Genomic DNA, 13,234 nt, shown 5'->3' on the forward strand with positions numbered 1-13,234 from the left:
AGCGAAATGAGTGTCTGTCAATACGACGTCATTGTAATCGGAGGTGGTCACGCAGGTTGCGAGGCGGCCAGCGCAGCGGCCCGCCTCGGTGCTCGCACAGCCCTGGTGACGCATCGGCGCGATACGGTCGGGGTCATGTCGTGCAACCCTGCGATTGGCGGCCTGGGGAAAGGCCACCTGGTGCGGGAGGTGGATGCGCTGGACGGCCTCATGGGTCGTATCGCCGATGCAGCCGGTATCCAGTTCCGGATGCTGAATCGCAAAAAAGGCCCAGCAGTCCGTGGTCCGCGAACTCAAGCCGATCGAAAGCTCTATCGGGCGGCAATGCAAGCAGCAATCGAAGCTATTGATAATATTGACGTTATCGAAGGTGATGCCTTTGATCTTGATATATCAGACGGCCGCATCGCGGGTGTCGTCATGAAAGATAGCCGGATTCTAAGCTGCGGCGCCGTCGTCCTTACGACAGGAACCTTCTTGCGCGGGCTTATTCATATCGGGGACAAGAAGATTCCAGCGGGCCGTGCCGGCGAAGATCCGTCGCTCGGTTTGTCTGCAACATTATCGCGAATGGGGCTTCGGCTCGGCCGCCTCAAGACCGGCACGCCGGCGCGTCTTGACGGTAAGACGATTGACTGGCGAGCCGTCGGCCGACAGGGCGCAGATGAGGAGATAACGCCATTTTCATTCATGACCGGTGCAATCGCGAATCCGCAAATTGAATGTGGGGTAACGCGCACTACGGCTGCCACGCATAAATTCATTCAGGACAACCTGCATCGTTCGGCAATGTATTCCGGCCAGATCGAGGGCGTCGGACCGCGCTATTGTCCCTCAATCGAAGACAAGATCGTGAAGTTCGGCGAGCGGGACGGCCATCAAATTTTCCTCGAACCGGAAGGCTTGGACGACGATACCGTCTATCCGAATGGCATTTCGACATCGCTGCCGGCAGAGGTGCAGGATGCGTTCATCCGCACCATACCAGGCCTGGAAAAGGTTTCGATCATCCAACCTGGCTATGCGATCGAATATGATCACGTCGATCCGCGCGAACTGACGCCTGCTCTTGAAGTGAAGCGAATGCCGGGACTTTACCTCGCAGGGCAGATCAACGGAACGACGGGATACGAGGAGGCAGCGGCCCAGGGCCTCGTGGCGGGTCTCAATGCCGCTCGCCGGGCGGGCAACCAAGCACCGGTCTATCTGAGCCGGACAAACTCCTACATCGGCGTCATGATCGACGATCTGACGTCGAGGGGCGTTGCAGAGCCTTATCGCATGTTCACCTCACGTGCGGAATACCGGCTTTCTCTGCGTGCGGACAACGCAGATATGCGGCTCACTCCGCTTGCGGAAGAGATCGGATGTCTGGGACAGGCTCGCCGTGCCAAATTCCACGAATACAAATGTGCGCTTGACAGTGCGCGAGAACAGCTGAAGGCATTGCATATTACACCGAATGAGGCCCGACAGTATGGCTTGAAAATCAACTTGGATGGGCAGAGGCGTTCGGCCTATGAGCTGCTCGCCTACCCCGATTTCGACATGGGGCTTCTGTCAAATGTATGGCCGGAACTTCAGGCGTTGAGCAAGCCGATTGCGCAAGCCGTGGAGATCGAAGCATCATATGCCGTCTATATGCGCCGGCAGTCTTCGGATATTGCAGATATTCAGCGCGACGAGAATCGCTTTATTCCACACGACTTTGACTACTCCACTCTGGCTGGCCTTTCGAATGAGCTCAAGCAGAAGCTTGGCAAGCAACGACCTTTCAATGTCGCTCAGGCTGCAAAGATAGATGGTATGACGCCCGCGGCCGTCTCGCTTCTGCTCGTTCATTTGCGAAAGGTAGAGGCTGCAGACCGGTCAGTCGCCTAACACACGTTTTGAGAGTCTTCCATGGAGTTGAACGGTCAAAGTGTTTCACGTGAAACACAAGACAGACTGGAGCATTTTGTTGCTCTCTTTAGCAAATGGTCCAAATCCATCAACCTCGTCGCTCCGTCGACGTTGAGTGATACATGGCAAAGACACGTCGCTGACAGCGCTCAAATTTTTCAATTGAGTCCCGGCCCGAAACGCTGGGTGGATTTGGGTAGTGGCGGCGGTTTTCCCGGCGTGATCACCGCAATCTTCCTGGCCGAGCTTGGTGATGGTTGGGCCCATCTCATTGAAAGCAACAACAAGAAAGCGTCTTTCCTCAGGCTGGCCCTTCGCGAGACAGGCGCACGCGGTTCCGTGCATTCCATCCGTATCGAGGATGGACCGGATATTGTCCCCTCCTGTGATGCTGTCTCCGCACGGGCCCTCGCCGATCTCGATAAACTATGCGAGTTTGCCGAGCCCTGGATGCTTCGCAATAGAAATACCCGTGCATTTTTCCATAAAGGCCGGGATTACGCTGCCGAAATTGCCAAGGCACGTGGTCGATGGCGTTTTGATCTGCTAGAACATCGAAGCGTTGTCGAGCGAGATTCGGTCATACTCGAGGTCTTCAATCTCCAACGCTTGGTTTAACAGTTCGGATGATGCGGCCATGGCCTTTGAACGAAACCGGATTATTACAATAGCAAATCAAAAAGGTGGCGTTGGAAAGACGACCACTGCCATCAATTTGGCGACCGCGTTGGCCGCCATCGGCGAACGAGTCCTGATCGTCGACCTGGACCCACAGGGTAACGCAAGCACTGGTCTCGGGATCGATCGGAAGGATCGCAAACTCTCTTCTTATGATTTGCTGATTGGCGAGGCCGGGGTGACGGAGGCGTCTTTGCCCACCGCTGTCCCAAATCTTTCGATCGTGCCGTCGACAATGGATTTGCTTGGTATAGAAATGGAAATCGCTCAACAGAGCGATCGGGTATTCAAGCTCCGCAAGGCACTCACAACTCCGCAAGCCTTTGAATTTACTTATATTTTGCTGGATTGCCCGCCTTCTTTCAACCTGTTGACGATGAACGCAATGGCTGCGGCACACTCCGTTTTGGTGCCGTTACAATGCGAATTCTTCGCATTGGAGGGGCTGAGTCAGCTCTTGGAGACGGTTGATCAGGTCCGGCGAACGGTAAATCCGCGTTTGGATATCCAAGGTATCGTGCTGACGATGTTCGATGCGCGAAACAATCTTGCCCAGCAGGTGGTGAGCGACGTTCGGACGCATCTCGGCGAGAAAGTTTATCACACGCTGATCCCGCGCAATGTCCGGGTTTCCGAAGCGCCCTCATATGGAAAGCCTGCGATCCTTTATGATTTGAAATGCGCTGGCAGCCAGGCATATTTGCAGCTGGCCTCGGAGGTCATCCAGCGTGAACGTCAGCGTCTCGCCGCTTAAGCTTCAAGTGAGTATTCCAATGAATGACGATGTATCGAAGAGACGTTTAGGCCGCGGGCTTGCTGCGCTGATTGGCGAGATGGACCAGCCGGTGCCTGTCGATGGTGAAAAGAGCGGTGTCAGCGCAGACCGCCTCATCCCGATCGAATTCGTGAGCCGGAACCCGCGCAATCCGCGGCGCTTTTTTGATGACAGCGAGTTGCACGATCTTGCCAGCTCTATTCGTCAGCATGGGATTGTCCAGCCAATCGTTGTTCGGACCCTTGCGACGAACCAGTATGAAATAATTGCCGGCGAAAGAAGATGGCGCGCCGCCCAGCTTGCAGGGCTCGTCGAAATTCCGGTGATCATCCGCGATGTCGACGACAAGACGGCGCTCGAGATTGCGATCGTCGAGAATGTTCAGCGATCGGATCTCAACCCCCTCGAAGAGGCATTGGGTTACGAACAGCTTATCGCCGAATACGGCTATACTCAGAACGACCTGGGCGAGATCATCGGCAAAAGCCGCAGCCATGTCGCAAATTCTCTGCGTCTGCTCAAGCTTCCAGAGCCCGTTCGTGAGTTTCTTGCGGCCGGCAGTCTGTCGGCGGGGCATGCACGTGCACTGGTTCCGACCTCTGATCCGACGGCCCTTGCTCGCACGATCGTCTCGAAGGGAATGTCCGTTCGGGATGCCGAAAAGCTTGCGCAGAACGATATCAAGGCGCAATCCGAGCCGCAGCGTGCGGCTGCTCCACGTGATCAGAAGGATTCTGATACACTGGCGCTTGAGCGCACGCTTTCCGATACACTTGGCCTTGATGTTACCATCAATCACAAGTCCAGCGGTGGCCAGATCCGCATTGCCTATAAGTCGCTGGAGCAGCTTGAAGAAGTCTGCCGGCTCCTTGAGCGGCGGTAAGCCTTAGCCTTTTCGCCCGCTTTGCAGCGTTGTGGACAGCAATGTTTGTAGCGCGATGCTGTCCTCCAGGCTCTGACGCCTTCTTGTCTGCAAGATCGCCGACTGCAGCCTGCTCGTTTCACGGCTGATGGCGTCGGCATTCCAGGTGCGTAGCGCCTGTTCGATAATTGGTTTGCGCCGGAAATGCAGATGGCGACCATGGGTCTGCATAACCTGAGCTGTCTGAAGCCGCTTTTCGTCCATTTCTGCGCGCATTGCGTCTAAAAGCTGAAACTGTTTCAGGCAGGCTTGGATGACGAGGAAGACAGCCGTCTTGGACGTCGTGATCTTCTGCATGGCATGCAGGAAATTACTGGTGTTTCCGCTTAAAATGGCGTCCACGGCGTCGTCGACCGAAATGGCGCTGGCGTCGCCGATAATCTCGGTCACATGATGCTCCTCGATCGTCTCCATGCCGCGGCAGTAGAGGGCGAGCTTTCTGACTTCATTGCGTGAAGCGATGCGATCACCGCCGATCAGTCCGATCAAAGCCTGCCGTGCGGCAGGCGTGATGCGCAGGCCTTCCGATGCCAATTCATTGTCGATCAAGCCATTCAAGGCGCGCACATCATCCGAATAACAAGGGATCGCAACGATACTGCGCGTCCCTTCGGCAAGCTTGCGAAGTAGCGAGCCCTTCTTCAGATCTCCGGCTTCGACGATGATGGAGGTTGCGTCGAGCGGCTTTTGGGAAAGGTGGTCGAGGGCGTCAACCAGATATTTTTCATTCGCCGCGCCCCGTACCCAAAGGAGTTTTTCTCCCCCGAAGAGTCCGATAGCACCTGCCTCATCCAGCAGGCGCCCGGGATCCTTCTGTAGGTCGCCGATGTCGAGTTTGACAAGCGAGAAAGGATCATCCAGAGCAACGCGGCTTTTAGCGGCTATTTGCCCCGCCCGTTCGGAAACCAGGCCGCGATCCGGCCCGTAGATGACGAAGATGCGGTAGGCGGAAACCGAACGTTGAAGAAAACCTTCAAATTCGTGAGATTTAATTTCCGCCACGCCCTTCTCCTCAGCGACCGAGCGCGCCGGCAATATCCAGGCCGACAAGCTCGGCAGCCTCGCGTGCCGCGCGGTTTTCGGCATCACGGATTGCGCGCTGCTTGGCAAATTCTTGGGTCGGGAAATCGACAAGCGCTGTGGCGAAGCGGTTACCCGACTTGATAACCTGGCCGTTCGCCGTCGCCTGCAGCGTGTAATCCACGCTGACGGTCACGCGACCGGCGCGCGACGTGTCGGACGATTCGACAAGAAGTGCGTCGACGACGTCAGACCGCACCTGCAGCTCTACTTCGTAGGCTGGCTTGACAGGCTCGCCCGCGCCGCGCGTAGCAAGGAAGATGAGGCGGTTGCGAACTTCCTGTTCGACACGAGTCGTTGCGTCCGAGAAGCCGACGGAAGCGAGCTTTCCGGCAACTCCTGACGTTTCCGAGTAAAGCGGACGAACCTGGCAGGCGGAAAGCAAGGCTGCAAACGCAAGGACAACGGTGATTGCGCCGCCGCGTGCGAACCTGGGAGCGATATCAAACGACAATGTTCACAATCCTTTGCGGAACCACAATAATTTTCTTCGGCGCCTGACCGTTCATCGCATTGATGACGGCGTCGAGTTTCAAGACGGCCTGTGTCACGGCATTCTGATCTGCGTCTTTCGAAATTGTCAATTCGGCGCGTTTCTTGCCATTAATCTGGACCGGCAGGACGACGTCATTTTCCACGACCAGAGCTTCGTCATAGACAGGCCAAGCGGTACGGGCGAGCATCTCGCTGTTGCCAAGCGTCGCCCAGCATTCTTCGGCCAGATGCGGCGTCATGGGCGCAACGAGCTGGACCAGAATTTCCGCCGCGTTACGAACAGCGGCGCAATAGGCGACGTCGCCCTCGCCTGCCGCTACTTTCGCCAGCGGGCCCGACAATGTATTCACGAGTTCATAGATGCGCGCGACGGCCTTGTTGAACCAAAGCTTGTCGTAGTCGTTCTGGACAGCCTTCAAGGTTTTATGGGCGGCCTGCGAGATCGAAAGCGCCTCTCCGTCCTTAGCCGGATTCGGCGTTATGGAAGCCAGGGCGTCGGATGCTTCGGAAATCAAGCGCCACAGGCGCTGCGTGAAGCGATGCGCCCCTTCGACACCTGCTTCCGACCAGATCACATCACGCTCGGGTGGTGAATCCGAGAGAACGAAGAACCGCGCCGTGTCAGCGCCGTAGGATGCTATGATATCATCCGGATCAACGACGTTCTTCTTGGATTTCGACATTTTCTCGATCGATCCAATTGAGACCTCCTCGCCCCCATCCAGCAGGAAAGCGCGGCGCTTGCCCTCGATCTCCTCGATACGGATATCTGCAGGCGCCACCCAGTCGCGGATCGTGCCCGAACCGCGGCTGTAGGTCTCGTGGACGACCATGCCCTGGGTAAAGAGGCCCTTGAATGGCTCCTTGACGTCGACATGGCCGGTCTCGCGCATCGCACGCGTGAAGAAACGCGAATAGAGCAGATGCAGAATGGCATGTTCGATGCCGCCGATATACTGATCCACGGGAAGCCAACGGGTTGCGACGGCCGGATCAGTGGGGACACCTTCCCAAGGTGCCGTAAAGCGCGTGAAGTACCAACTCGAGTCGACGAAGGTGTCCATCGTGTCTGTTTCGCGCCGGGCGTCCTTGCCGCAAGTTGGGCAGGCGACATGCCGCCAGGTCGGGTGGCGGTCGAGCGGATTGCCCGGCTGATCGAAGGTTACGTCTGCCGGCAGCTTGACGGGCAGGTCCTTCTTCGGTACCGGCACGACACCGCAGGCATCGCAATGGATGACCGGGATCGGGCAGCCCCAATAGCGCTGGCGCGAAATGCCCCAGTCGCGCAGGCGGAAATTCACCTTGCGTTCGCCCTGTGGCACATTGCCGAGCATTGTGCCCGACAGGCGGTCGGCAACGATTTTGAAGGCTTCGTCTGTCGTATTGCCGTCAAGGAAGCGGGAGTTGATCATCACGCCGTCGCCGTCATAGGCGGTGTCACCGATCGTGAAGGTTGCGGCATCGCCGTCCTTCGGCATGACCACCGGAACAACGGGCAAACCATATTTGCGCGCGAAATCGAGGTCTCGCTGGTCGCCGGATGGGCAGCCGAAAATGGCGCCTGTGCCATAGTCCATCAGCACGAAATTCGCGATATAGACCGGAAGTTCCCACGATGAATCAAGCGGATGCTTGACCCGGATACCGGTATCCATGCCCTTCTTCTCGGCCGTCTCGAGGGCTGCCAGCGAGGTGCCGGCCCGGCGGCATTCTTCGCAGAAGGCTTCGAGAGCTGGATTTGCCGCGGCAGCGTCCTTTGCCAAGGGGTGGTCAGCTGCGATCGCAAGGAAGGAGGCGCCAAACAGCGTGTCGGGACGTGTGGTGTAAACCGTCACCTCGGTTTCGCCGGCAGGCGCCGTCTGCGGCACGATTTCAAAGCGGATCGTCAGACCCTCGGAGCGACCGATCCAGTTCTTCTGCATCAGACGAACTTTGTCCGGCCACTGGTCGAGCGTTTCCAGAGCGTCAAGCAGGTCCTGGCTGAAATCGGTTATCTTGAAGAACCACTGCGTGAGTTCCCGCTGCTCGACCAGAGCACCCGAGCGCCAGCCGCGGCCGTCGATAACCTGTTCATTGGCAAGAACGGTATTGTCGACCGGGTCCCAATTGACTTTCGACTGCTTCCGGTAGACGAGGCCTTTCTCCAGGAAATCCAGGAAAAGATGCTGCTGATGCTGGTAGTATTCGACGTCGCAGGTGGCAAATTCCCGCGTCCAATCGAGTGAAAGCCCCATGGCCTTCAACTGCGATTTCATAGAGTCGATATTCTGATGGGTCCATGAGGCCGGATGTACGCCGCGCTCCATGGCAGCGTTTTCTGCCGGCATCCCGAAGGCATCCCAGCCCATCGGGTGCAGGACGTTGAAGCCCCGCGCCCGCTTGTAACGGGCCACGACGTCACCCATGGCGTAGTTGCGCACATGGCCCATGTGAATTCGGCCCGACGGATAGGGAAACATTTCAAGTACATAATATTTTTCGCGCGGATCGGCGTTGTCGGTCTCAAAGACCTTCGCCTCGTTCCATTTTTGCTGCCAGCGGGGCTCGGCATCGCGCGGATTATAACGTTCGGTAGCCATGGTATTCGAATTTCCGGAAAATCAGGGGAGGTTGGTGGTGACCTTCACCATGAAACCGCTGTAGCGTCAAGTTTCGCGGGTACTGCAAGCGTCCGATCCCTCGCAGCAAACTGCCTTTTTTGGCAGACAGGGCCTTGGCAAGAATGTCAGGCGCGGTTAGTGCATGCCATCCTCCTTATGCGGACATGTCGGGATCAGGTAATGGAACTTCAAGAGCGGTTGAACGATGTTCGCGCGCGCATTTCGGCAGCAGAGCGTCAGTCTCAGCGTCCTGCCGGGTCGGTTCAACTCGTTGCCGTTTCGAAGACCTTTGATGCGGAGGCCATCCGCCCCGCGATTGCGGCTGGTCAGCGCGTTTTCGGCGAGAACCGCGTCCAGGAAAGCCAAGGCAAATGGCCGGAACTCAGGACCGAGACGCCCGGCATCGAGCTGCACCTTATCGGGCCGCTGCAATCGAATAAGGCAGCAGATGCAGTTGCGCTCTTTGATGTCATAGAAACTGTCGATCGCGAAAAGATCGCCCGCGCGATCGCCGGGGAAATGAAGCGGCAAGGCAGGACCGTTCGGCTCTATGTCCAGGTCAATAGCGGTCTGGAACCGCAAAAGGCCGGTATTGCGCCCGCCCATACACCCGCATTCGTCGATTTCTGCCGGAATGAGCTTGGCCTTTCGATTGAAGGCCTGATGTGCATCCCCCCAGCCGAGGAAAATCCCGGTCCACATTTTGCCCTGCTGGCTAAGATCGCAGGACAATGCGGAGTGGAAAAACTCTCCATGGGCATGTCCGGGGACTACGAAACGGCCGTGGCCTTCGGTGCGACGAGCGTGCGCGTCGGATCTGCTATTTTCGGCGCACGTTAGTCCTTCTGCTTTCGTCGGGCTTCCGGTCCAGCCTCCCCTCGCCTAAACTTGCCACACGGCATGCATGTCCTGGGGAGGAGCAAATGCAGAGCAGCTATCATCAGGTCTATGCAAGCTGGAAGAGCGATCCGGAAGCATTCTGGCGCGACGCTTCAAGAGCGATCGCCTGGTTCAAGCAGCCGCAGCAGATCTTCTCGCCATCACAGGGCGTTTACGGCCGCTGGTTCGCAGACGGTGAGACCAACACCTGTTACAATTGCCTGGACCGTCATGTATTGGCAGGCCGCGGCACCGAAACAGCCATCATCTTCGACAGCGCCATGAGTGGCGCGAAGGCACGTTTTAGTTACGAGGATACGCTTGCCGAAGTGCAGGCGATCGCGGCGACCTTTCAAGCGTTCGGCATCGGCAAAGGCGATCGTGTCATCATCTACATGCCGATGGTGCCCGAAGCCATTTTTTCCATGCTTGCCTGCGCTCGCATCGGCGCCATCCACTCCGTGGTTTTTGGAGGGTTTGCTGCCAACGAACTTGCCGCCCGCATCGATGATTCAGGCGCAAAGCTCGTGGTCACTGCCAGCTGCGGATTGGAGCCCGGCCGTGTCGTGGCTTACAAGCCGCTTGTCGATCAAGCCATCGCTGCGGCGAAATCAAAGCCCGCACATTGCCTCGTTCTGCAAAGGCCGCAACTGATGGCCGAACTTGTGCCTGGGCGCGATCATGCTTTCCAAGAGGCCGTCGCGCTTCACCATGGCAGGAGCATTCCTTGCGTGGCCGTCAAAGCGATCGATCCGCTCTATATCCTTTACACATCCGGCACCACCGGTCAGCCGAAGGGCGTCGTTCGTGACAATGGCGGGCATATGGTCGCGCTGCACTGGTCGATGGCAAACATCTACGCAATGAAACCCGGCGAAGTTTTCTGGGCGGCCTCCGATATCGGCTGGGTGGTTGGTCATTCCTATATCGTCTATGCTCCGTTGCTTGCGGGTGTGGCTACTGTAATCTTTGAGGGCAAACCCGTCGGCACACCCGATGCCGGCGCGTTCTGGCGCGTAATTTGCGAATACGACGTGCGTGTTCTCTTTACTGCTCCGACAGCCTTCCGCGCGATTCGCCGGGAAGATGCCGATGGCGAATTCGTGCACCACTATTCGAAACCGCATTTCCGGGCTCTTTTTCTTGCGGGTGAACGAGCCGATCCCGAAACCCTCAAATGGGCGGAAAAGATGCTTAAAGTTCCCGTCATCGATCATTGGTGGCAGACGGAAACCGGCTGGCCAATCGCTGCAAATCCACTCGGTCTCGGTGTGCTTCCAGCAAAGCACGGATCAGCGTCCGTCCCGGTGCCTGGCTACGAGATCCAGGTTCTCGACGACGCAGGGCATCAGGTGCCGCCCGGCACCCTCGGCAACATCGTCGCCAAGCTGCCCTTGCCGCCGGGCTGTCTGCCGACACTGTGGGAGGCAGACGAGCGTTTTCGCTCGGCTTATCTCGAGGAATTTCCGGGATACTACAAGACCGCGGACGCCGGTTATGTGGATGACGACGGCTATCTCTTCATCATGTCGCGCACGGACGACATCATCAACTGTGCAGGCCACAGGCTTTCGACAGGAGCAATGGAAGAGGTCTGCGCAAAACATGCAGATGTTGCGGAGTGCGCCGTCGTCGGTATTGCTGATCCGCTCAAGGGTCAGGTGCCGTGTGGCTTCCTTGTGCTCAAGAAGAACGTCACAAGGGCGAAGGCAACGATCGAAGCTGAGGTCGTCAAACTGATTCGCGACCAGATCGGTCCGGTGGCCGCATTCAAGACGGCGATTGTCGTCGAACGTCTGCCCAAGACCCGTTCGGGTAAGATTCTGCGTGGCACGATGCAGAAGATCGCGGACGGCGAACCATGGAAAATGCCGGCGACCATCGACGATCCGGCTATTCTGCATGAAATTGCGGATGCCCTGCGCAGCAAGGGTTTTGGCTCGCTTCCAATGTAGGAAATTACCTACTCGGTAAGATTCGTTGACGAGATGTAACCACCGTTGACGAGTTGTTAACCATGTTTTCGCTAGGTTCGGCGCACGGACACCTGTTGCAGGTGAGCATGAAGCACCGCCGCTCTCGGCCTCGGGCCGGAATGCCCTTTCACCCAAGCGAATTGGACAAAAAGCGATGTCAAGCATTCTAACGAACACTGCCGCAATGGCGGCACTGCAGACCCTTCGCGGTGTAAACCAGAGCCTCAAGGAAACCCAGGACCACGTTTCGTCCGGCCTGCGTGTCGGCAAGGCCGCCGACAATGCCGCTTACTGGTCGATCGCAACGACCATGCGTTCCGACAACAAGGCACTTTCGGCTGTTTCCGACGCTCTCGGCCTCGGTGCCGCCAAGGTCGATACTGCCTATGCTGCGATGGACAGCGCCATCGATATTGTTTCCGAAATCAAGGCCAAGCTGGTTGCCGCTACCGAAAAGGGCGTCGACAAGGCCAAGGTTCAGGAAGAGATTTCCCAGCTTCAGGCTCAGCTGCTGAGCATCGCTCAGTCTGCTTCCTTCTCCGGTGAGAACTGGGTCGCCGGCGAGGGTACGAAGAGCGTCGTTTCGACCTTCGTTCGCGATGGCTCGAACGCTGTATCCGTCAAGCAGACCGAATACATCCTCGACGATACCTCGGTCGGCAACGTCCTGTTCGGTATGAGCGGAGGCCTGATCGAAACGTCCACGGGTATTATCGGCACCTCGAACGGTACGATCGGCTCCGTCTATAAGATGGACATCACCAATTTCACCACAGATGACGTCGGTCTTGCGCTGACGGCTGTCGAATCCGCTCTCAAGGCGATGACCAGCGCCGGTGCACAGCTCGGCTCGATCTCCACTCGCATCCAACTGCAGGAAGATTTTGTCTCGACTTTGAGCGACTCGATCGACTCTGGCATCGGCCGTCTCGTCGACGCCGATATGGAGGAAGAATCATCCAAGCTGACCGCTCTTCAGACGCAGCAGCAGCTTGCAATCCAATCTCTCTCGATTGCGAACTCGGCATCTCAGAACATCCTGTCGCTCTTCCGCAGCTAAACGCGGCAATAGCAGAAAACAAAAGACCCGCCGGAGCGATCCGGCGGGTCGTTTCACTTTATGCAAACAGGTCAGAAGTGCTCGTCTTCGTCTTCATCCTTATCCTTGGAGGAAGACTTCAGAGACTTGAGCTTGGCAAAGACGGCATCGGCGTCGATTTCGCGCTCTTCTTCGCGTTCGAAATTCGGGCTCATGCGCTCAGTTTCCTGGGCGGACTGCAGCGTGGCGCCAAGTTCGGCGGCGGTCGGCAGTGGCCGGCCCCTGGATGCCTTTTCCACTTCCATATCGAGGTCGATCTGGCTGCAGAGGCCGAGCGTGACCGGATCCATCGGCGTCAGGTTGGCCGAGTTCCAATGCGTGCGTTCACGAATCTGCTCGATCGTCGATTTCGTCGTACCGACGAGGCGTGAAATCTGAGCGTCCTTCAACTCAGGGTGATTGCGAACGAGCCAGAGAATGGCATTCGGACGGTCCTGGCGCTTGGAAACAGGCGTGTAACGCGGACCACGGCGCTTGGATTCTGGGACGCGGACCTTCGGCTCCGAGAGTTTCAGCTTGTGGTTGGGGTTTGCTTCGGCGCGGGCGATTTCATCACGTGAAAGCTGGCCGGTCGAGATCGGGTCCAGGCCCTTGATGCCCTGCGCTGCCTCGCCGTCGGCAATTGCTTTCACCTCGAGCGGATGCAGCTTGCAGAACTGGGCGATCTGATCGAAAGACAGCGCCGTATTGTCGACGAGCCAGATGGCGGTCGCCTTCGGCATGAGCAATTGTTGAGCCATGGATATAGTCCTTCTGTCGTCCGCGCCGGTGTCGCGGTCCGTGGATATCACCATAATATCCGGGAAATATGGCGCTATATAACTGTAG

The 13,234-nt window shown here is 57.4% G+C and carries 11 protein-coding genes; 7 read left to right on the forward strand and 4 right to left on the reverse strand.

All coding sequences use genetic code 11. The annotated features are described in order from the left end of the window. The first annotated feature begins 6 nt into the window (after nucleotides 1–6). The 4 genes from mnmG to BLP23_RS19745 are packed head-to-tail and all read left to right on the forward strand — an operon-like array spanning nucleotide 7 to nucleotide 4,238. On the forward strand, nucleotides 7–1,881 hold the full coding sequence (gene mnmG, locus BLP23_RS19730) for a tRNA uridine-5-carboxymethylaminomethyl(34) synthesis enzyme MnmG (protein ID WP_092586554.1): 1,875 nt from the start codon (nucleotides 7–9) through the stop codon (nucleotides 1,879–1,881). Nucleotides 1,882–1,902: 21 nt separating this feature from the next. Continuing rightward, a complete protein-coding gene (rsmG, locus tag BLP23_RS19735) occupies nucleotides 1,903–2,520 on the forward strand; it encodes a 16S rRNA (guanine(527)-N(7))-methyltransferase RsmG (RefSeq protein ID WP_092586555.1) in 618 nt (205 codons plus the stop codon). Between the two features lie 19 nt (nucleotides 2,521–2,539). Next, the gene (locus tag BLP23_RS19740) at nucleotides 2,540–3,334 is read left to right on the forward strand and encodes a ParA family protein (protein WP_022718400.1); all 795 of its coding nucleotides are present in this window, start codon (nucleotides 2,540–2,542) and stop codon (nucleotides 3,332–3,334) included. Between the two features lie 19 nt (nucleotides 3,335–3,353). Next, nucleotides 3,354–4,238: a ParB/RepB/Spo0J family partition protein gene (locus BLP23_RS19745; RefSeq protein ID WP_022718399.1), complete on the forward strand. Its 885-nt coding sequence runs from the start codon at nucleotides 3,354–3,356 to the stop codon at nucleotides 4,236–4,238. Between the two features lie 3 nt (nucleotides 4,239–4,241). On the opposite strand, the gene holA is transcribed toward BLP23_RS19745, so the two are convergent. Genes holA through leuS form a run of 3 tightly spaced genes read right to left on the reverse strand, consistent with a single transcriptional unit; the run spans nucleotide 4,242 to nucleotide 8,431 of the window. Further along, on the reverse strand, nucleotides 4,242–5,279 hold the full coding sequence (gene holA / locus BLP23_RS19750) for a DNA polymerase III subunit delta (protein ID WP_092586763.1): 1,038 nt from the start codon (nucleotides 5,277–5,279) through the stop codon (nucleotides 4,242–4,244). Between the two features lie 10 nt (nucleotides 5,280–5,289). Beyond that, nucleotides 5,290–5,811: an LPS assembly lipoprotein LptE gene (gene lptE, locus BLP23_RS19755; protein WP_092586556.1), complete on the reverse strand. Its 522-nt coding sequence runs from the start codon at nucleotides 5,809–5,811 to the stop codon at nucleotides 5,290–5,292. After that, on the reverse strand, nucleotides 5,801–8,431 hold the full coding sequence (gene leuS, locus BLP23_RS19760; protein WP_092586557.1) for a leucine--tRNA ligase: 2,631 nt from the start codon (nucleotides 8,429–8,431) through the stop codon (nucleotides 5,801–5,803). Before leuS ends, lptE begins: the two co-directional genes overlap by 11 nt. A 201-nt stretch (nucleotides 8,432–8,632) precedes the next feature. On the opposite strand from leuS, the gene BLP23_RS19765 reads away from it, so the two are divergent. From BLP23_RS19765 to BLP23_RS19775, 3 genes are all read left to right on the forward strand, one after another. Then, the gene (locus tag BLP23_RS19765; RefSeq protein WP_092586558.1) at nucleotides 8,633–9,292 is read left to right on the forward strand and encodes a YggS family pyridoxal phosphate-dependent enzyme; all 660 of its coding nucleotides are present in this window, start codon (nucleotides 8,633–8,635) and stop codon (nucleotides 9,290–9,292) included. Nucleotides 9,293–9,375: 83 nt separating this feature from the next. Next, nucleotides 9,376–11,286, forward strand: a complete 1,911-nt coding sequence (locus tag BLP23_RS19770) for a propionyl-CoA synthetase (RefSeq protein WP_092586559.1) — start codon at nucleotides 9,376–9,378, stop codon at nucleotides 11,284–11,286. Between the two features lie 175 nt (nucleotides 11,287–11,461). Further along, nucleotides 11,462–12,367, forward strand: coding sequence for a flagellin N-terminal helical domain-containing protein (locus BLP23_RS19775; RefSeq protein ID WP_092586560.1), 906 nt, complete (start codon nucleotides 11,462–11,464; stop codon nucleotides 12,365–12,367). Between the two features lie 71 nt (nucleotides 12,368–12,438). Here BLP23_RS19775 and BLP23_RS19780 read toward each other — a convergent pair whose 3' ends face one another. Next, nucleotides 12,439–13,146 (reverse strand): DUF1013 domain-containing protein, encoded by a 708-nt coding sequence (locus tag BLP23_RS19780; RefSeq protein ID WP_092586561.1) that lies wholly within the window; start codon nucleotides 13,144–13,146, stop codon nucleotides 12,439–12,441. Between the last annotated feature and the right edge of the window lie 88 nt (nucleotides 13,147–13,234).

The organism is Rhizobium mongolense subsp. loessense, from assembly GCF_900099775.1.
GTDB classification, from domain to species: Bacteria; Pseudomonadota; Alphaproteobacteria; order Rhizobiales; family Rhizobiaceae; genus Rhizobium; species Rhizobium loessense.